The 19,584-nt window shown below is 62.8% G+C and carries 19 protein-coding genes and 1 pseudogene; 9 read left to right on the forward strand and 11 right to left on the reverse strand.

Annotated features, from left to right (window positions below):
- Nucleotides 1-161: 161 nt before the first annotated feature.
- Nucleotides 162-557 carry a response regulator transcription factor gene (locus AAE029_RS29080; RefSeq protein ID WP_371076393.1) on the reverse strand — a complete coding sequence of 132 codons (396 nt, stop codon included), beginning with the start codon at nt 555-557 and terminating at the stop codon, nt 162-164.
- Between the two features lie 413 nt (nt 558-970).
- Here AAE029_RS29080 and AAE029_RS29085 point away from each other — a divergent pair, with 413 nt between their 5' ends.
- Entirely contained in the window at nt 971-1,606 is a 636-nt protein-coding gene (locus AAE029_RS29085) for a response regulator transcription factor (protein WP_371076394.1), read from the forward strand.
- Nucleotides 1,607-1,921: 315 nt separating this feature from the next.
- On the opposite strand, the gene AAE029_RS29090 is transcribed toward AAE029_RS29085, so the two are convergent.
- The 4 genes from AAE029_RS29090 to AAE029_RS29105 all read right to left on the reverse strand — a co-directional run bounded on the left by AAE029_RS29090 (nt 1,922) and on the right by AAE029_RS29105 (nt 5,028).
- Nucleotides 1,922-2,998 carry an adenylate/guanylate cyclase domain-containing protein gene (locus tag AAE029_RS29090; RefSeq protein ID WP_371076507.1) on the reverse strand — a complete coding sequence of 359 codons (1,077 nt, stop codon included), beginning with the start codon at nt 2,996-2,998 and terminating at the stop codon, nt 1,922-1,924.
- Nucleotides 2,999-3,428: 430 nt separating this feature from the next.
- Nucleotides 3,429-3,875, reverse strand: a complete 447-nt coding sequence (locus AAE029_RS29095) for an SRPBCC domain-containing protein (RefSeq protein WP_371076395.1) — start codon at nt 3,873-3,875, stop codon at nt 3,429-3,431.
- A gap of 75 nt (nt 3,876-3,950) precedes the next feature.
- Nucleotides 3,951-4,229 carry a hypothetical protein gene (locus AAE029_RS29100; protein ID WP_371076396.1) on the reverse strand — a complete coding sequence of 93 codons (279 nt, stop codon included), beginning with the start codon at nt 4,227-4,229 and terminating at the stop codon, nt 3,951-3,953.
- A 1-nt stretch (nt 4,230) separates the two neighbouring features.
- On the reverse strand, nt 4,231-5,028 hold the full coding sequence (locus AAE029_RS29105) for a DUF899 domain-containing protein (protein WP_371076397.1): 798 nt from the start codon (nt 5,026-5,028) through the stop codon (nt 4,231-4,233).
- Nucleotides 5,029-5,147: 119 nt separating this feature from the next.
- Here AAE029_RS29105 and AAE029_RS29110 point away from each other — a divergent pair, with 119 nt between their 5' ends.
- On the forward strand, nt 5,148-6,368 hold the full coding sequence (locus AAE029_RS29110; protein ID WP_371076398.1) for a helix-turn-helix domain-containing protein: 1,221 nt from the start codon (nt 5,148-5,150) through the stop codon (nt 6,366-6,368).
- 75 nt (nt 6,369-6,443) lie between these two features.
- On the forward strand, nt 6,444-7,094 hold the full coding sequence (locus AAE029_RS29115) for a DUF5074 domain-containing protein (protein WP_371076399.1): 651 nt from the start codon (nt 6,444-6,446) through the stop codon (nt 7,092-7,094).
- A gap of 360 nt (nt 7,095-7,454) precedes the next feature.
- On the opposite strand, the gene AAE029_RS29120 is transcribed toward AAE029_RS29115, so the two are convergent.
- On the reverse strand, nt 7,455-8,327 hold the full coding sequence (locus AAE029_RS29120; protein WP_371076400.1) for an NmrA/HSCARG family protein: 873 nt from the start codon (nt 8,325-8,327) through the stop codon (nt 7,455-7,457).
- A 100-nt stretch (nt 8,328-8,427) separates the two neighbouring features.
- Between AAE029_RS29120 and AAE029_RS29125 the strand changes: the two genes are divergently transcribed.
- The 3 genes from AAE029_RS29125 (at nt 8,428) to AAE029_RS29135 (ending at nt 11,040) form a co-directional block, all read left to right on the forward strand.
- A complete protein-coding gene (locus AAE029_RS29125; RefSeq protein ID WP_371076401.1) occupies nt 8,428-9,366 on the forward strand; it encodes a LysR substrate-binding domain-containing protein in 939 nt (312 codons plus the stop codon).
- Between the two features lie 199 nt (nt 9,367-9,565).
- A complete protein-coding gene (locus AAE029_RS29130; RefSeq protein ID WP_371076402.1) occupies nt 9,566-10,030 on the forward strand; it encodes a cupin domain-containing protein in 465 nt (154 codons plus the stop codon).
- A gap of 209 nt (nt 10,031-10,239) precedes the next feature.
- Nucleotides 10,240-11,040, forward strand: a complete 801-nt coding sequence (locus AAE029_RS29135; protein WP_371076403.1) for a DUF899 domain-containing protein — start codon at nt 10,240-10,242, stop codon at nt 11,038-11,040.
- Nucleotides 11,041-11,592: 552 nt separating this feature from the next.
- On the opposite strand, the gene AAE029_RS29140 is transcribed toward AAE029_RS29135, so the two are convergent.
- On the reverse strand, nt 11,593-11,991 hold the full coding sequence (locus AAE029_RS29140) for a DUF6766 family protein (protein WP_371076404.1): 399 nt from the start codon (nt 11,989-11,991) through the stop codon (nt 11,593-11,595).
- Nucleotides 11,992-12,287: 296 nt separating this feature from the next.
- Here AAE029_RS29140 and AAE029_RS29145 point away from each other — a divergent pair, with 296 nt between their 5' ends.
- Nucleotides 12,288-12,704: a GFA family protein gene (locus tag AAE029_RS29145; RefSeq protein WP_371076405.1), complete on the forward strand. Its 417-nt coding sequence runs from the start codon at nt 12,288-12,290 to the stop codon at nt 12,702-12,704.
- 96 nt (nt 12,705-12,800) lie between these two features.
- Here the strand turns inward: AAE029_RS29145 and AAE029_RS29150 are convergent, their stop codons facing one another.
- A complete protein-coding gene (locus tag AAE029_RS29150; RefSeq protein ID WP_371076406.1) occupies nt 12,801-16,184 on the reverse strand; it encodes an AAA family ATPase in 3,384 nt (1,127 codons plus the stop codon).
- Nucleotides 16,185-16,367: 183 nt separating this feature from the next.
- Complete coding sequence (gene soxR, locus AAE029_RS29155; protein WP_371076407.1) at nt 16,368-16,802, reverse strand: redox-sensitive transcriptional activator SoxR; 435 nt, start codon at nt 16,800-16,802, stop codon at nt 16,368-16,370.
- An 86-nt stretch (nt 16,803-16,888) separates the two neighbouring features.
- On the opposite strand from soxR, the gene AAE029_RS29160 reads away from it, so the two are divergent.
- Together AAE029_RS29160 and AAE029_RS29165 are read left to right on the forward strand one after the other, a co-directional pair.
- Nucleotides 16,889-17,611, forward strand: coding sequence for an SDR family NAD(P)-dependent oxidoreductase (locus tag AAE029_RS29160; protein WP_371076408.1), 723 nt, complete (start codon nt 16,889-16,891; stop codon nt 17,609-17,611).
- A complete protein-coding gene (locus tag AAE029_RS29165) occupies nt 17,608-18,627 on the forward strand; it encodes an S-adenosylmethionine:tRNA ribosyltransferase-isomerase (RefSeq protein ID WP_371076409.1) in 1,020 nt (339 codons plus the stop codon). Before AAE029_RS29160 ends, AAE029_RS29165 begins: the two co-directional genes overlap by 4 nt.
- A gap of 44 nt (nt 18,628-18,671) precedes the next feature.
- On the opposite strand, the gene AAE029_RS29170 is transcribed toward AAE029_RS29165, so the two are convergent.
- A complete protein-coding gene (locus tag AAE029_RS29170; protein ID WP_371076410.1) occupies nt 18,672-19,223 on the reverse strand; it encodes an alpha/beta fold hydrolase in 552 nt (183 codons plus the stop codon).
- A gap of 98 nt (nt 19,224-19,321) precedes the next feature.
- A pseudogene (locus AAE029_RS29175) lies at nt 19,322-19,441 on the reverse strand (PhnA domain-containing protein); the annotation flags it as partial.
- Nucleotides 19,442-19,584 lie beyond the last annotated feature (143 nt).

The raw sequence follows: 19,584 nt of genomic DNA on the forward strand, positions 1-19,584 counted from the left end.
AAAGTGTGCAGCGGTTTTGCGGTAACGACATGCATAAAAAACAACAAAGCTGTTCAAAGTGCTACAGGCGATCTTTGTGCGTCTGAAAAGACGCACGGCGCTGTAGTGGGCGGGGGCAAAGTCGCAGACCTGCAGGAGTTGGCACGGCCTCCGAGCAGCCGTCATGATCCGCTTTTGCCGTCGCTACCGCGCGACACGGCGCTACGGATGCAATCAAGCAGATCCTGCTCGTCAAATGGCTTCGTCAGGAAGCAGACGATGTCAGTGCCCAACCCCCGTGCGCGCCCATTCTCATCCGAATATGCAGTGATCAGAACTGTCGGAATGGCCTGGCCCAATGCCACGAGCCGCCGGTGAAGATCAATCCCGCTCATTCCGGGCATGTGGATGTCCGACACCAGACAGGTCGTGTTGCGGAGGTTGGGGAATCTCAAAAAATCATCCGCGGATGAAAAGGTCTCGGTGTCAAATCCCAGTGACCTCATGAGTCCCTTGATAGCCTCGCGCATCGACTCGTCGTCATCAACGATCGCAATCAGAGGCTTCTTGGTTGGCACTGCCGCCTCCAAAACTCGCGACAAGCGTTTTGCAGAATTCTAGCGCTGTCGAGCACACGCTAAGATACATCAGCATGGGAGGGCGACAAAGGCGGTCGAAGCTATACGATGGTATAGCTTAGATTGCACCATGGGGTCACGAGCGTTTGAGCCCTGCTTGCACTGCTCTCGCCGCCGCCCCCAGCGAGGCACAGCGTTCTCGCGCAGCCTGATCGCCTCGCAATTTGCCTTGTGACTGAGGTAATTAGGGCGCATTCTGATCTTCCAGGAAATTGTTGTCGATACAGGCGAAGGGGACGAATGGTCTCATCGCGTCATTGGCGCTCTGCTCGTAGGGCTTCCTCCCGTGCTGCCGCAGCGGGTGCAGACAGTGTATGTCTGCGAGATTCGGTTTCCCTTGCGAGGCGCCGACGATGACCGAGTTGCGAGAAACCGTCATTGTGATCGACGACGATCCGGCGATCCGGGAGGCGCTGGGCAGCCTGCTGCGATCTGTCGGCTTTGACGTGAACCTTCTCGCTTCGGTGCGCGACTTTCTCAAGTCCGGGCGGCCAGACGGACCGACCTGCCTCGTGCTTGATGTCCGGCTGCCAGGACAAAGCGGTCTTGATTTTCAGCGCGAATTGTCGCGGGAAAACTTCCGACTCCCGATCGTCTTCATCACCGGGCATGGCGACATTCCCATGTCCGTCCAGGCGATGAAAGGGGGCGCCATCGAGTTTTTGACGAAACCGTTTCGCGATCAGGATCTGCTCGACGCAGTGCACGTCGGCCTGGCGCACGACCGCGTGTGGCTTGAGAATCAAAAGGCATTGGCGACGTTGCGAGCGCGTTTCGATAGCTTAACCCCGCGGGAGCGCGAGGTAATGGCTTTGGTGGTGGCTGGACGACTGAACAAGCAGATCGCTGCCGATCTCGGCGTGAGCGAAATTACTGCGAAGGTTCACCGCAGCCAGGTCATGCAGAAGATGCGCGCCAAATCCCTACCCGAACTCGCCCGCATGGCGGACAAACTAGAGCTGGCAGCGCGAAAGTCGCAAGATTCTTAGGTCCGGATAAAAGCACTTAGACCCGCGTATAGGTCACCCCTTCCTTATTGGTGTCCGACCTTTCCTCTCGACCAATAGGCGGGTTGGGAGTGCATTGCTATGGTCGGACTACATCCTCCCGTGGGCCGTTTCCCCGAACTGGCCCCTCTCAAGCCCCTCCCAGCCCCCCCGGGAGGGGCCTTTTTTTGCGGCTAGAGCAATTCCAGGAAAAGTGCGGAACGCGGTTTTCCGTCCGGAATTGCGTAAAAACAAAAGGTTAGAGCGGTTCCGCGATTCCATAAAAAGCTGAATCACTCTAAATTGCAGTTGGCGGGCTCAATCCTCTGGCAGAGTGAAGACAGCGCAGGGATCGGCGATGCCGCGCAACGGGTGCTGGCCGAGCGGGGTCAAAGCCGTTGTCGTCTGGCCTGCCACCGCGCCCGAGATGAGCACATTGCGGCCAAGCACCTTGCACAGCCCTTCGAGCCTGCTGACGAGATTGACCGCGGGGCCGATGGCGGTGAAGTCCAGCCGGTCGGCCGCGCCGATATTGCCCCATAATATCTCGCCGAAATGCAATGCCGCGCCGAAGGGCAGTGGCGGCAGGCCCTGCGCCTGCCGCACGGCATCGAGATGGGCCATGCCGGCGCGGACGGCGACGACCGCGCGCAGCGCCGCCTCACAGGCCTCGCCCGGCGCACCTGTAACGGGGAAAATCGCCAGCACGCCGTCGCCCATGTATTTCAGCACCTCACCTCCGAAAGCGTGCACCGCGCCTGTCACGCGGTCGAACCAGGCGTCGAGCGCGGCAATCATCACCGCCGGTTCAGTCACCTCGGAGAGCGCGGTGAAATCGCGCAGATCGGCGCAGAGCAACGCCGCGCGGATGGTCTCCCCGCTGCCGCGGCTAAGCGACCCGGCCTGCACCCGGGCGGCACTGCGCCGGCCGAGATAGGCCTCCAGCAATGCGGCCATTGCCGCCCGCGCGGCGAGTGATGCCAGAGGAGCAGCGGCAAAGCGTGCGACTTGGCGTAACCGGCCGGCCTCGGCGGCGCTGAACGGCCGCGTCCCCGCCCAACCCAGCACCGGGCTGTCCGACGCCTGCCCTGATGTTTGATTGGCCGGAGCCGTATCTTCCTGCACCGGGCCAAGGCCAGCCAACCAGTCGCGCCCAGCCTGGTTGAGCGGCCCGCCGGCAAAGCCCAGCGCCTCGATCACCGCCCCGGTCTCCGCCCGCCATAGCCAGGTGCGCCGTGCGATAATCGGATGCGGGACCGCGAGCGTCAGGGCTCCACCGGCAAGCGGCAGACCATCAGCAAGCAGCCGACCGCCGAGCTCGGCCAGGAACCATTCCGGATTGGGCGCAGCGCCGGCTTCGTCGACCAGCCATGCGAAGGGGGCGGGCAGATCCATGCCGCGATCATGCCACGACCGCCGCAGGCTGTCATCCATGCGGCGATCATCTCCTCGCCTCGTTTACGGGCAGAAAGTAGGGCGAAGATCGCAGCGAATCCCCCTTCTCCCCCGCGGAGAGAAGTGCCGAGCAGCGCGAGGCGATGAGGGGGGCGAGGAGCAAAGCGACGAGCGTCCTGAGCGCAAGCGAAGGACAGTGCCGTGCGGCGAAACCACCGCCGCCACCTGCGTTCATCCCCTCGCCCCGCTTGCGGGGAGAGGGCTAGGGTGAGGGGCAAAAACTCTCAGAAAATCCGATAGTTGCGGATCAAAATTCGAGTGCCGCGACAGCCCCTCATCCCCCCTTCGGGGACCTTCTCCCCGCAGGCGGGGCGAAGGGGGAGTCGCACCCTCCGTCGTCCTTCACCAGGACATTGCTTCACCGCCGCACTCACGCCCTGCCATGAAATGAATCCGGCCCCGGGTCGCGCCCGCTCGCCACCGCGACCAGCCGGTCGAGGTAATGAGCCCAGCCCTCCGCATGGCCGGCGCATTGCTCGGCGGTGGGCAGGCCGGTGTGCGTCAGGCGCAGCAGTGTTCCGTCCGGCTGCTCGACCAGGTCGATCTCCACCAGGCTCGATCCCGGCGGCACCACCTCGCTGCCGTCCCAGCCGAAGCTGTAGGCCAGGCGATGGACCGGCACCACCTCGCGAAAGGAGCCGCGCGCATAGCGGGCGCCGGTGACGTTGACGAGATAGAGCCCTCCGGGCTGCGGCTCGGTCTCAGCCTCCGTTCCCATCCAGCGCAGGATCTTCTCCGGGTCGGTCAGGAGCGCGAATACGGCGGCGGGCGGCGCCGGGATATGCGTCTCGCGACGGACGACAAGGGCCTCTTGCATCGGTCTCTCCTATGGTTGCTATCGCCTGCATGTAGGCGCAGGCCCGCCTGCAACAAGGGTCTGGCGAACGCCGGATCAGGACCGGCGGATGCCGTTTCGTCGGGCTGAGAGAAGCTTCAGCCAGGGTGTGCAGTGGAAGACGCTCATCAGCACGTACATCGGCACCATTCCGCTGAACGGCAAACCCTCCTGCATGCCCTCGTGCATGGCCGAGCAGATCATGTCGGCACTGCCGCCTGCCGCCGAAAGCAGCGCCATGATCGCGAATGTCGGCGCGGCAGCAAGGGACAGCCAGCCGGAGAAGCCGAGGGCAGCGCTCTCGCTCGGGCGATCGGGAAGGACGGACATCGACATGTCAGGCCTGCCCGTACCTGTCGTGGTGACGCCACCAGATACCGTTCTCGTTGCGCCCTTTGGGAGCACGGTCGAGCCATTGATACATGCCCCAGAGCCCGTCCAGGCCGCGCGAATAGCTGGAATAGGTGTGGTAGACCACGCCGTCCTCGAGCGCGAACGCGCTCATGCCCGGCCTGTCGCGCGTATATGTGGCGACGTTGGTTCCGGTCATGGCCGCGATCTGGGCGACCGGGCCCTCCCCATCGCGCGCCTCCCATCCCTCGACGGTCTTGCCTGCGAGCGGCTCGGGTGCCGGCGCCTCACGGCGGAAATTGTATTCTATGCTTCCCTCGCGCTGCTGTTCTTCCGTGAACAAGACGCTGAAGTCTTGGTTGAAATCGCTGCCGAACGAGGACGCCCAAGGGAAGGTCCAGTCCATGCGCCGTTTGAACGCCTGCAGCTTTGCGAGCGGCGCACGCGACACCGCCGAGAAGGCGACGTCATGGTTTTCGAGGTGGACGACGAAGCCGTTGAACCCATCCGCGATCGAAGAGCAGGACGGGCACCCGGCCGTATAGTCGGGGCCGAACATGAAGTGGTAGACAAGGAGCTGCGAGCGTCCTTTGAAAAGATCCGCCAGCGAGGCGCTTCCTTCATCCGTCTCGAACCGATATTCCTTGTCGATTCGGACCCAGGGCAGTTCCTGGCGCCGCCTGGCGAGCTCGTCGCTCTGCCGCGTCAGCTCCTTCTCCGCATCAAGCAGATCGAGCCGCGCTGCCAGCCACTCCTTACGTGTTCCGGTCATGTGTCCTGTCATTGCTCTTCTCCTTTGGCTATTCGTCGTCGTACCATCGGCACGGCCTGTTGCTTGGCTGTTGCGAATAGACTAGGGCCGGATATCGAGGAGATGGGAGTTACAAGTTTGACGGGATTCGGATGGACTCGCTGATCATCGCAGCCGCGCATGCGCTGGCGACGGGTGATCCGCTCGGCGCATTGAAGCGGGTCGCCCTGCGTGACGACGCGCCTGCATTGGCACTCCGGGGCATTGCGATGGCGCAGCTCGGCGAGCTCGTTCGGGCAAAGGCTCTCCTCAAGAGTGCCGCGCGCGCCTTCCGGCCGAAAGAGGCGGTGGCGCGCGCCCGATGTGTCGTCGCCGAGGCCGAGATCGCGCTTGTCTCGCGCGATCTCACCTGGCCTGCAAAGGCGCTCGATGCGGCCCGGGCGACGCTCGAAGCCCATGGCGACCGGATCAACGCCGCGCATGCCCGCAATCTCGAGGCACGGCGCCTGCTGCTGATCGGCCGCATCGACGAGGCCGAACGCAGGCTCGCAGCCTTCGACCCGACGCCGCTCCCGCCCGCCTCGAGGGCGGCCCACGAGCTGGTAATGGCGGGTATCGCCATCCGCCGCCTGCAGATCGAGGCAGCGCGCGCCGCACTCGCGCGGGCGGGAAACGCCGCGCGCGAAGCGGACATTCCTGCTCTGACGGCCGAGGTCGAAAGCGCATCCCTCGTGCTGGCCACGCCCGCAGCGCGCCTGATCGCACGCGGTGAGGAGCGCCCTCTCCTGCTCGATGAAGTCGAGGCGCTGCTGGCCTCGGGCGCGCTCGTCGTGGATGCATGCCGCCATGTCGTGCGACATGAGAAGACGGTGGTCTCGCTTGCGACACGCCCGGTCTTGCTCGCGCTCGCACGCGCGCTCGCCGAGGCCTGGCCGGCGGACGTGCCGAGGGGCACGCTGCTCGCACGCGCCTTCCGGGCAAAGCACGCCGATGAATCGCATCGCGCCCGGCTCAGGGTCGAAATCGGTCGGCTTCGTACCGAGCTTAAGGCGCTGGCGGACGTGAAGGCGACGAAGCGGGGCTTTGCGCTGGCGCCGCGCCACGCAGGCGCGGTCGTCGTGCTGGCGCCGTCTGTCGACGAGCCGCATGCGGCGGTGCTCGCCTTCCTTGCCGATGGCGAGGCGTGGTCGAGCTCAGCGCTCGCGATCGCGCTTGGCGCCAGCCCGCGCACCGTGCAGCGTGCCCTCGAGGTGCTTGCGGAGGCAGGCAAGGTGCAGTCCTTCGGCCGCGGGCGGGCGCGTCGCTGGATGACCCCGCCGGTGCCGGGATTCCCGACAATCTTGTTACTCCCCCGTCCGCTGCCGAGCGACTAGAGTATATTCAGACGAAGGCGCAAGGGACATGCGCCAATGATTCCGCTTGATGGCACAATGCTCCAGGATGAAGACATGAAACGATCCAAAGCCGAAATCCTCCGCGAATATGGACCCTTTCCGGGAGCCAACAGCGTGCATGGCGTCACCTTCGACGGCCAGCATGTCTGGTTTGCCTCCGGAGACAAGCTCAACGCCTTCGATCCGGAAAACGGCAATATGGTGCACTCGTTCGATGCCGCCGCGCATGCCGGGACGGCCTTCGACGGTCAGCACCTGTTTCAGATCGCCGAGGATCGCATTTACAAGATCGATCCGAAGACCGGCCGCGTGCTCGCCACGATCCCCGCGCCCGGCAACGGCGGTGACTCGGGGCTCGCATGGGCCGAAGGAACGCTCTGGGTGGGCCAGCATCGCGGCCGCAAGATCCATCAGATCGATCCCGAGACGGGGGCGATCCTCCGCACCATCGAATCCAACCGCGTTGTCACAGGCGTGACCTGGACCGATGGCGAACTCTGGCACGGCACCTGGGAAGGTGACGAGAGCGAAGTGCGCCGGGTCGATCCCGAAACGGGAACGGTCCTGGAGAAGATCGAGATGCCGGCCGGCATGGGCGTGTCGGGGCTCGAAGCCAATGGCGGCGATTGCTTCTTCTGCGGCGGCGGAGAGAGCGGCAAGGTCCGCGCCGTCCGCCGGCCCGGGCGAGGCTCCACGGGCAAGTAATCCGCTAACCTGCCCGGAGCAGTCTCTTCAAAGGCAGCAGCGAAGGGAGTCACGCGACGGTGAGTTCATAGCCCCAACCTGCCGTTGTCCCCTCGCCCCGCCTGCGGGGAGAGGGCTAGGGTGAGGGGCAAAACTTTCATCGAATCCGACAGTTGCGGATGAAAATTCGAGTGCCGCAGCGAACCCCCCTTCTCCCCAGCGGGGAGAAGTGCCGAGCAGCGCGAGGCGATGAGGGGGTCGAGGAGCAAAGCGACGAGCGTCCGCAGCGCAAGCGAGGACAATGCCGTGCGGCGAGACCCCTCATCCGACCCTTCGGGCCACCTTCTCCCCGCTGGGGAGAAGGGATTCCACCCCAAAAGCTCACGCCTCGAGAACACTCCAGTCGAACTCGCGTGCCCAGTCGGCGAACCTGTGCCAACGCACCTCCGGAAAATCTCTCCTCAATGCAGCGATGTCGGCATCGTAGCCGACGCGGTCGAACCATTCGAACATGAGCGCGGCATCCTCGCTTTGCTGGCGCATCACGGCGATCGGGATTTCCTGATAGGTGATCGGGCGGCCGAGGACCTGCGACAGGATTTTCGCCTGCTCCTCGCCGGTCAATTCGTCGCCTGCGAAATCGAAGCGCTTGCCGAACACCTGCTCGCGCCGTTCCGCGAGTGCGGCGACGAAAGCCCCGATATCCATCAGGGATACCAGCTGCACGACGCGTTTGGGCGGCAGTGCGAAGGCGTGTATACCCTGGCGCAGCCCGGCAATCGACCAAGGTGCCACGATATTCTCCATGAAGGCGACCGGCGCGCTGATCGTGTAGGGAATGCCGAGTCCGGCGACATGCTTCTCGACGAGATACTTGCTCTCGAAATGCGGAATGCCTGTCTTCTTGTCGGCATCGCCGACGGACGAATAGATCAGATGCCCGACGCCGGCAGCCTTAGCCGCATCGGCCGCAAGAATGCCCTGGCGGGTCTCCTCCTCCGTTCCGCGCTCGTAGCTGTTGCCCATCAGAAACATGGTGTCGACGCCGCTTGCGGCACTTCGTACGGAGGCCGCGTCATCGAGATCGCCGGCCACGACATCGACGGCCGAAGACGCCAGCCGCCGTGCGGCTTCGCTGTCCGGCTTGCGGGTCAGCGCCTTGACGTGATGTCCCCTGGCCAGCAGTGCCTGCGCAACCGCGCCCCCCTGCTGGCCGGTCGCGCCGATAACCAGAACGCTTCGTTTGGTGGTCATGTGTCCGCTCCTTTCTGTTTCGGATGAAACAAAGTTAGGGCCTGCCATATTGGTCCATAATGGCCTATAATTGGGAAACATCGTCCCAAACGTGGATACAATGCTTGATCTGAACGATATCCTGATATTCGCCCGTGTCATCGAAGCCGGCAGTTTCACCGCCGCCGCCCGCCTGCTCGGCATGCCGAAGACGACGGTCAGCCGCCGCATTGCCGCACTTGAGCGTGAGGTCGGGGTCCGTCTGTTGCAGCGCACGACCCGCAGCCTCAACATGACGGACGCGGGGCGTCTCTACTACGAGCAGAGCAGCCAGGCGCTCCGGACAATCGAGGATGCCAACCTGCGGCTCGCGGAAGCAAGAGCGGAGCCTTCAGGCACAATTCGCATTTCAGCTCCGGTCGGCTTCGGCAGTTATTTCCTGACCCGAACGGTGTTCGACTTTCTGGCGACGCATTCGAAAGCCAGGGTCGAACTGCGCCTGACGGACGACCAGGTCAATCTGGTCGAGGACGGGATCGACCTCGCCTTCCGCACCGGCATCCTCTCGGACTCCACGCTGATTGCCCGCAAGCTCGCCTCCACGCATAGGATCCTCTGCGCGAGCCCGGACTATCTCGCCCAGCACGGCGTTCCGCAGGAGCCGGCCGAACTCGCCCGCCACCATTGCGTCATCGCCGGCCCCTCGACCACCGCCGCCCACTGGGTCCTGGAGGGGCCGCATGGCCAGGAAACGATAACGGTTGCCGGCCGCTTCGCCGCCAATGAAATGCTGGCGGTGAGCGCGGCTGCGATTGCAGGCTACGGCATCGCGCAACTGCCCCACAGGATGGCGGAGGCGTCCATCAGGGACGGGAAGCTCAACCGCGTCCTCGAGGCCTACACGACGCCCGCAGGCGGCCTCTATGTCCTCTACCCGAGCAGCCAGCATCTTTCGCCGCTCGTCAAGGCTTTCATCGAGCTTGCCGCCAGGACGTTCAGCGCCGCCGATACCGGCGAACTCCCCTTCTCTCCTCGAGAAGAAGGTGGCCGACAGGCCTGATGAGAGAACCGATACGGCAAATGCAATTAACACGACCATCCCGCTCGCCAGCCACGGTCGCGGTCATGGGCCAGCAAGCGCTCCCGCCTGGAGCGACCGAGCCGGCAAAACAGAAGGAAAGAAGCGGTTTTGCACTTCCATCGAAGCCGAACTGCTCTAGGTCGAGAGAAACCTCGAAATTCAACCAAGGATGATTACTATGAGCAGCATGGAAACGACAGAGTTCGTCCTGGTCGGCGTGATCATGAAGCGGCTTCTGTCCGGAGAGCAGACAAACGGCCAGTTCTGCCTCTTCGAAAACTTCAGCGGCGGAAACACCAAGACGCCGATCCACGTTCACGCCAAGGACGATGAGGCCGTCTACATCGTTGAGGGTGAATTGACCGTTGTGGTCAATGGAGAGGGCCATCGGTTGACCGCAGGTCAAAGCATCTTTCTCGAGCGCGGGGTGCCGCATCAACTGATGAATATGAGCGGCCGGCCGGCACGCTATATCATCATTGATACGCCGGCGCTCTTCGACAAATTCCTGGAGGAAACTGGCCGTGAACATCGGCGGGGCGAAGTGGTCGGGCCACCGACGCCCGAGGAACTTGACCGCCTCAGGACGGCTTCGCCGAAATTTGGCATTACCCTGCTGCCTGACTGGCCCGCTGAAAATTGATTATCGCGACCGGCCGGAATGTCCGATTTTCGACCAACTGCATGCGTCCCCTCATGAACCATGCAGAATACCGCCACACTTGTTACTCGCACCCTTCGATTTCCGGTGCCAAACTGTCTCACGGTCAACAGCGAGCGATGAGCGGCGAATGGACTGGCATGTGAGCCAGCGGGCGCCGCAATTCGCCTGGATCAGGAGGTTTGAAAGCCATGACCGCATCAACCGAGAACGGAAGTAAAGGCGGACAGTCCGCCATGCACACACCACCCGTCGTGTCGCCGAAGGCGTGGGAGGCGGCCCGTGAGCAACTGCTCGTGAAGGAAAAGGCCATGACCCGCGCCCGTGACGCCTTGGCGGCTGAGCGCCGGCGAATGCCGTGGATGGCCGTGGAGAAGGATTATGCCTTCGAGGGCCCTCAGGGCAAAGTCAGCCTGCTCGACCTGTTCGATGGTCGGCATCAGCTGATCGTCTACCGCGCCTTCTACGAGCCGGGCGTGTTCGGCTGGCCCGAACATGCCTGCCGGGGCTGCTCCATGGTGGCCGACCAGGTCGCCCACCTCGCCCATCTGAATGCCCGCGACACTACCCTCGTCTTCGTCTCGCGCGCACCCCAGGCCGACATCGCGCGGCTGAAGGCGCAGATGGGCTGGGATATTCCGTGGTTCACCATAACGGATAGCTTCGACTCCGACTTCGGCGTCGACGAGTGGCACGGCACGAACGTGTTCTACCGTGACGGCGACCGCGTGTTCCGCACCTACTTCATCAACAACCGCGGCGACGAGCAGATGGGGGGCACCTGGAACTATCTCGACATCACCCCGCTCGGCCGGCAGGAGGTCTGGGAGGACTCGCCCGAGGGCTATCCCCAGACCCCGACCTACAAGTGGTGGAACTGGCACGACAGCTACGTCGAGGGTGCCGCACCCGACAAGAAGTGGGTTGAGGTTTCGGACGCCGGAGAGGCGGCGTTCCGGAACCAGGACGCGAACACCAAGCCATCGGCTTGAACCATCCGGCGTTCCGATAAACCTGGAGCGCCGCAGTTTCTGCACTTATATGCCCGTTTGGACCAGGGTCTGCCCCTTACTGTCCGAACCAGATAGATGGGTAACAGAGCGGACCGTTACTTAGGCGCCAATCCTAGCCTCATTCGAAAATTTGGATTCGCTGAGAATTTTGCCCCTCACCCTAACCCTCTCCCCGCTCGCGGGGCGAGGGAACGATCGCGCAAGCTTGCAAACTCCCCCTCATCACGCTTCGCTGAATAGCTCCCGTCAAGGCGAAGAAGCTCATTCTTGCTCAGTCGTCCCCTCTCCCCGCGAGCGGGGAGAGGGTTAGGGTGAGGGGCAAACTCTCCATGCACTGAGCGCACCCGGCCCAGCATCTGTACCAAGACCAGGAAAAGCGATTGGCCAGAATTACATCGAGCGTTCGGCAGCTCCTCACGAAGCTCGCTCAAACGGTGCCAGATCGCAATCGTTGCGGCATCGTCCCAGATCAATGCAAACCTTCTGCTGGCAAATTCCAAAGAACCGCGCGACCATCCACAGGCTGTGGTGTCAGCTCGACACGTGCGCGTGCGGCTTCGCATGTCCATGTTCGCGCAGATAGCGAGCGTCCAGTTCCGCGATCAGAGCGTCTGCTTTCGCTCCGGCATTCAGCTTCAGCAATTCGTCGATTTTTGCTTCCATGCGGTCGTCGTTTTCCTTCGAACTGGGCGATCCAACATAAAGAAAATATGCGAGGCCGACGACCTGCCACAGCAGTTGCAGGAATTCCGATTGCCAGTTTTCAAAGGTGTCCCTCCCGATCTGCACCGCAAAATCCGAAAAGTCTGGTTGCTGACCATGCTGGGCCGCTTCTCCAACAAAGGCGTACCAGCCAAAGATCCAGTGTCCGGCAATTGAGATAAGGAAGAAAGCGATGGTAATCCAAGCATATGCGTAGCGTTTCATCATGAACTCCCAAGCACCTTTGAGGGCGGCGCAGTTCAAATGTTTCCCGGCAATCAATGGTTCCACTGCTCGCGAGCTTGGCTTGGTTTTTTTGCCAGCTCGACGGCCAAGAGACGCAGTAAGGGAAGCTTGGCGGACGTCGCATTGCCTCCTGACCCGCGCTTGACCCGGAACATCTGAAAGAATCGGCATCATCCGGCTCTAAGCGTCGCCGTGGGTCTCCGAGCAGAACGTGCGCGCCTCTAAATTGCCGTCTCAGTCTGGATTCTCAACCACTTCAGAAAACGGAGGTTTTTCCAATGGCCGATGCCCGATGCGCTTGCGGCGCTCTCGCACTCACGCTTCCGGAACAATCAAGACTGGTTGTCGCCTGTCACTGTCTTGACTGCCAACGGAGAACCGGCGCGCCATTCGGCGTCGGCGCCTTTTATCCGGCCGACGCCGTCGCCATTTCCGGGGCTGCGAAAGAGTTCACCCGCGACGGCGCAAGCGGAGGAAAGGTGCACATCTATTTTTGCCCAAACTGCGGCTCATCGGTCTATTGGACGGCCGACAAGCTGCCGTCGATGATCGGCGTTGCCGTCGGCGCGCTGGCGGACCCCAATTACCCCGCCCCTGTCCTGTCGATCTTCGAGCAGTCGAAACACGATTGGGTGCAGATGGATACTGCCGTCGAACGCTTCCACCAAAGCAGTGTGATAAAACCTTCAAAGTGAGACAGGAGCGAACTGACGAGGAGAAGAGGCCCGCTTTTGGCGCGCAAAGGAGATATTGCAGGGCGATGGGCGCGTGGGCGTTGCCGAGGTTTGTGATCACGCTCGGCGACCATCGGCCTCGCAAAGGACCCGTTGGGCCGATTGCAAGTCCGATGTCGCGAATCCTTCGGTAAACTTGCTACAGAGGGGCGCGAGCAGGTCATGAGCTTCGCCGCCGCGATGCTGCGCGATCTGTAGCCGGCCGAGACTTGTCGCCGCACGCAACTCCCACAAGGCGGCGTATTGTCCTCGAGCGACTTCAATCGCGTGCCGGAACCGTGCTTCCACCTCGGCTCGATCAACCATCGGCAACTGCAGCATCAGTTCGCCCGTCAGCCGATGCAACTCGGCCTCGAACCACCGCTCGCCGGTTTCGCGCACCCGACTCAGCGCGTCCGTCAGCAAATCCAACCCTATGTTCGCTTTGCCGGCTTGGGTTTCGAGGTGCGCGAGCAAGCTGAGAAAAAATGGAACCAGGAATCTCGCTCCGGTCGTCTGCCACGACCCCAAACCTTCTTGAACCTGTGTGATGGCCGCTTCTAACTCGCCTGTCTCTCCCAGCGACCAGCCTCGAATGACCATGCCTGCCCCAAGAAAGTGCGGAGAGCCCTGCGCTCTCGCGAGCGTGATCAGCGAATCCGCGCGTTCCCGCGCTTCTCGCCAGTCGCCGCGAAGCTGCGACAGGATGCAGCCATAAAGCAGGGCATAGCCGAGGGTGTTGCGGTGGGACAGTTCCCCCGCGTCCGCCAACGCCTCGTTGCTCTTCGTGCGGGCCCGATCGGGATAGCCAAGGGCGAACAGGGTCCAGGACAGGACGGACATCCCTGCTACTCTGGGGTCCTGGGCGAACAGGAAGGCGAGAGAGCGGTGTTGCTGCGGGTCATAAAGTGCGAGCGACTTCTCCAGATATTCACGAGCGATGACCAACTCGCCGCGAAGGAAGGCATCGGTTCCAACGATGCGGTTACCGACGGTCTCAGCCGACACATCCCCTTCTTCCCGGGCGCGGCGGAGCAGGTCCTCTCCTGCCTTTCGCCCCGCCTCCAACTCCGCGCGCACGACGTGAAAGACCCAGTCCCCGTAGAGGACTGGCAAGAGCCGATTTGAGCCGCCGAGCCGTTCGCATAATTCGCGGGCTCGCGCGTTGGTACGCCCGACCTCCGGCGCCGCCCAACCCTTGGCAATCATCAAGGCGACGCCAAGAGCGACTTGCAGCTCGAGTTCCTGCCGCCACCGTGCAGCATCATCGGGTAGGTGTTCAAGCAGCTCCAGCCCTCTTGTCAGATGGGTAATCGCTTCCGCCGTTGCGGAGCGTGCAATCTCCGCTTGTCCGGCCCTAAGCCAGTAATTGATCGCCAGTTCAGGCAGTCCCGCCTCCGAGTAGTGCTGGGCCAAAAGTTCCGGTTGCCCCTGGACGATTTCCGGGAAGCGGTGCTCGATCGCCCTGGCAATCCCCGCATGCAAGCGCAGCCGTTTCGTCCGTACAAGCGTCGCATAGGCCGCATCGCGTACAAGCGCGTGCTTGAAGCTGTACGTCGCCTGCGGAGAAATCCCGTGGCGGAACACCAGTCCCGACGCAATAAGGGCGGCCAGGGCATCCTCCACCTGGCCCTTCGGCAACGCCGCGGCTGCCACGAGCAACTCGTGTGAGAATTCTCGTCCGATAGCGGCTGCAAGCTGCGCTACCTCCCTGGCAGAAGCCAGTCGGTCGAGCCGGGCCAATAGCGACTCCTGAAGCGTGGCCGGAATCGCGATGGCTGACACCGGACTGGCGAGAGAGTAATGGTCGCCCTCGTCCTTGAGCACGTTGGTCTCAATCACGGCCCGCGTCAGCTCCTCCAAGAATAAGGGCACGCCGTCTGTCTTTGCGACGATGTCGTCTAATACTTCGGCGGGCAGCTCCCTGCCACCGGTCAGCCTTTCGACCATAGCTGTGCCCTGTCGTCGGCTCAAACGACTAAGGGTCAGCGCAGTGACATGAGCATGGCGCAGCCACGGCGGCAGGAACTCAGGACGGAACGTGATGAGCACCAATATCCGCGAGCCCTGCACGCGCTCAATCACAAGATTCAGCAGTTCCAGCGAGGTCGGATCCGCCCAATGGATGTCCTCATACACGGCCAAGACAGGCTGATGCGCCGCGAGCCCAATGAGTTGATCGACCAACACCTCCAGAGTCTGCTCCTTCTGCAGATGCGGACTTAACTCCAAGGGAGGGTAGCGGTCGCCCGCTGGAATCGACAGCAACGCCGCGAGCAAGGGGACCACGCCGGCGACATCTTCAGTTGAAAGCGCGAGCAACCCCTCGAGTTTGTTCAGTTTCGCTTCGGAGGAATCGCCTGCGGCGAAGCCGGCCGCCCGCTCCAGGAGGCCGATCACCGGATGGAGCGGGCTGCTCTGATAATACGGCGAGCAATAGTGACTGACCGTCATATGCGGTTCGCTGTCCACCCGCCGCCGCAAGGCCCTGACAAGGCGCGACTTGCCGATGCCGGGTTCGCCCGCAAGCAGCACCACCTGGCCTTCGCCTTCCTTGACTGCTTCCCAGTGCTTCAGCAGAAGTCCGATCTCATGGTCGCGACCGACGAGCGGCGTCAGGGCCGCCCCGTGCAAGGCTTCGAAACGGCTTTCTGCAGCGCTTTCGCCGAGCACGCGCCAAGCGCGTACGGACCCAGGAAAACCCTTCAGCGGCTGGAAACGGAGTTCGACAAGATCAAACAGAGCACCGATTAACTGCCGGGTACGGGATGCCACCACCACGGTTCCAGGTTCGGCCAGACTTTGAAGCCGCGCCGCCAGATTGGGCGTGTCGCCGACGACCGTCTCCTCACGCGCTGCACCTTCACCCACGAGCTCGCCGACAACCACCAGGCCGGTGGCGATGCCGACCCGGGCTTGAAGCGCCCCACCGTGCGGTGGTCGCAGATCCCGCACTGCCTCGACTGCCGCCAGCCCCGCCCGCACGGCCCGTTCAGCCTCATCCTCGTGAGCACGCGGATAACCGAAATATGCAAGCACGCCATCGCCCATGTACTTTGCAACGTATCCTTCGAACCGCGCAATCGCCCCCGCCACCGCACCTTGGTACTGCCGCAGCAATTCGCTCATCTCCTCCGGGTCAAGCCGTAACGAGAGCGCAGTCGACTCGACGAGGTCGACAAACATCACGGTGAGCTGGCGGCGCTCCGCCGGCGGGAGTGACATGGGCGTCCCGGTAGCGGCTGATGTATCCCCGGCTGGGCTGGACGACTGTTGAACGGTCTTACGCAGCGCTGCAATCGCGGCGAGCAGTTTACGGCGGTGCCCTACTGAATTGACGCCGATCTCAATCAGGTCTTCGGCGGTAAGATCCCGAAGTATTTCGGGATCGATGTCGTTTTGCCGGAACGCTTCCTCGTACTGTTCCAGGCCTTGATCGCGCAGCCAGGAACCGACCTTCATGGCTCCTCCTCCATCTGCTGGGACCGCACGTCGGACAGCATACTCCAGAAGCCTCTGAGCGGCACGAGGAAACTGTTTTGCGACGTTCGAACAGGTGACGGAGACGACCGGATTAGGCCAAAAGCTGCCGTTGGTGGCTTTGCTAACTAGCTAAGATCGTCAAGCCTGCCGCAGCAGCCCGATTTATCCCAGCCAATACCTCGGCCCCGGCCCCTTGCGTCCTGCCACGTCAGCAGGATTCGCCAGGCTACACCGGTCGATAGACAGGCAACCGCAACCGATACACTCGGTAAGCCCGGACCGCAGGCGCTGCAGCTCGGCTATGCGCTCGTCGATGCGCTTTGCCCACTCGCCCGACAACCGTGACCAATCGCGACGCGACGGCACGTGATCGGCTGGCAACTTGGCGAGCTCGGCCCCGATCTCCTCAAGTGTCAGCCCAATGCGCTGCGCAAAGGCGATGAAGGCGATCCGGCGCAATACGGATCGGTGATAACGCCTATGCCCCGAGCCGGCCCGCTCGGACACGATAAGCCCGCGCTCCTCATAGAAACGCAGGGCCGATGAGGCGACGCCGCTGCGTCGCGACACGTCCGTGATGGTCAGCATCGGATTCATGCATAAACAAAAGCACAATTCCCACTTGACTTCAAGTTAACTTGAACTTGTAGCAACTGATCGTACGGATTGAAGGAGCATCGGCAATGCAGACGAATATCGATCTTCAGGGACTTCGCGTGGCGGTCACGGGCGGCACCTCCGGCCTCGGACTGGCGCTTGTGCGGCAGCTTACGGCGAAGGGTGCGCGCGTCGCCTTCATCGCTCGCACCGCCGAGAATGTCGGACGCGTCGCAGCCGAGACGGGCGCGCACGGCATTGTCGCCGACATCGGCAAGAAGGACGACATCTATCCGGTCGCGATGCAGGTCACTGCCGGCCTCGGTGGCGTCGACGTCCTGATCAACAATGCGTCGAGCCTCGGTCCCGTCCCTCTGGCGCTCCTTGCCGATACCGAGTGCGAGGAGCTGGAAGCGGCACTTGCGGTTAACCTCCTCGGCGCGTTCCGGTTGACGAAGGCCCTGTTTGGTGCGCTTGCCGCATCCGCACGCGAAGGCCGCGGCGCTCTGGTGATCAACATCTCCAGCGATGCGGCGATCAACGCCTATCCCGGCTGGGGCGCGTATGGTGCGAGCAAGGCTGCTCTTGCACACCTGACGGCGATTTGGGACGAGGAGGCGCAAGCCGACGGCATTAGGGTCCTCGCGCTCGATCCCGGCGATATGGACACCCCGCTTCACGCGCTGGCGCTTCCGGACGCCGATCCCTCGACCCTGAAGGACCCCGCGTTGGCTGCTGGCGAGATCATCGAAAAGATGCTCGACGCATTGTCGGCCCGCGCTGGGCTTCTTGCCGGGGAACAAGCATGATCGCCGGCTCCCGCTCCGATCCGCGCTCCGCCAGGCTGTTCGTCGTCGAGGCGGACGGCAGGATGCGCGACCTGCCGCGCACCAGGCTCGCGACGCTGTTCAATCCCGGTGATCTGGTCGTCGCCAATGACGCCGCGACCTTGCCTGCCAGCTTGCAAGGCACGCATGTTCCAAGTGGGAAGGCGATCGAGATCCGCCTGGCAGGCTGGCTATCACTTCACGACCCTATCCGCTTCATGGCGATTGCCTTCGGCTCGGGCGATCACCGCACGCGCACGGAGGACCGGCTGCCCCCGCCTGCGCTGTCAATAGGCGACCGCCTCCGGTTCGGCCCGCTTGAAGCCGTCGCCGAGCGCCTTCTCGATCATCCTCGCCTTCTCGAGCTCTGCTTCCCAGGCAAGTGCACAGCGGTGCTTGCAGGAATGGCGCAGCACGGCCGGCCGATCCAGTACGCGCATGTTCCCGAGCCATTGGCACTGTGGGATGTCTGGACGAAGATTGCCGCCCGGCCGTTCGCGTTCGAGGCGCCGTCGGCGTCCTTCGCGCTCGACTGGCACACGCTTCAAGCCTGGCGTCGACGCGATATCGGCTTTGCAACGCTCACGCATGCAGCGGGCGTTTCTTCCACCGGCGATCCCGCACTCGACGCGCGCCTTCCTTTCGACGAGCCGTACCGCATACCCGAGCGCACCGCGGCGCAGGTCGCGCGGGCGAAGCTCCGCGGCTGCCGCATCATTGCGATCGGCACGAGCGTCGTACGCGCGCTCGAAGCAGCCGCCAATCCCGACGGCAGCGTGCGCACCGGAAATGGCATTGCGACCGGGCGCATCGCGCGGGGCACGCCGCTTCACGTGGTCGATGCAATTCTCACGGGCGTTCACCAGCCCGGCGAAAGCCATTTCGAGCTCCTGCGCGCTTTCGCCAATGATGGCCTGCTCTTCAAGGCCTCCGCAGCGCTCGCCGCGTGCGGCTACCGCGCGCATGAATTCGGCGATTCCGTGCTGCTGAATTGCTAACTGCTGCTTCTTCGGCGCGAATGGCCAGCGAAAGAGCGATCAGCTTAGCCCACTGATCGGATGTCTTGCGCGATGCCGCCGAGATCATTGTTGAGCTGGTGATCCCTGCCTTCGAACGTGCGGACTACGGCGTGCGGAATCGCTTTCGCATAGAGATGAACATGGGCAGTAGGCACCACGGTGTCGTCGGCGCCATGATAGAGATAGACGGGAACGCCGGGCGGAAGGCGTGTTGAGAAGTCCTTGCAATCCTCGATGTCATCGCTCGGCCATCCACCTTCACCGCTGAAGGGCGCAGCGATGATGAATAGCCCGCCGAACCTGAGTTTCGGCGGCTGTTCGGCAAGCACATGGATCAAGATCGTGCCGCCGACCGAGTGGCCCACGAGAATTGCCCCGTCTTCCAATGAGGCGAATTCTCTCATCAGCGCAGCCTTCCAGGCTGAGTAGCTAGGATCGTCCTCGCCGGGCATCCGGGGATAGCGGACAGCATAGCTTTCGCCGAGCTCACGCTCGAGGCTCGCCACGAGCTTGTTGTCCCAGCAATCGTGGACGCCTTCGCCGGCTCCTTGAACGAAGAGGACCTGCTTAGCCATCGCGCCATTTTATTCGACGAACACAGACGGACGCAAGTCCGTGCCGGCGACCCAGCCGCCTACCGCGACTTGTCGAAATGGTTTGTGCAGCCGGTTGGCGCGCCCTTGACCTTGAGATCCTTGATGGGCGTAACGGATTCGCTGTCGGCAAGAACATTGCCGCTCGCATCCCGAGCGACGGGTTCAGCGGCATTGGCAGGTGCCGTCACGACGACAATCGGGCAAGGAAAGGCCGAAAGGACATCATCTTGGCTTGGGCGCGTATGGAGAACCGTAACGCAGCGCGACGTCTTCAAGGCGGCCTTTGGCGATTGCCCACTTGAAATGGCTTCATGGGCTGGAGAAAGACAGTTTGCCTCTT

It is taken from the genome of Sinorhizobium sp. CB7 (assembly GCF_041357635.1).
Taxonomy (GTDB): Bacteria; Pseudomonadota; Alphaproteobacteria; order Rhizobiales; family Rhizobiaceae; genus Rhizobium.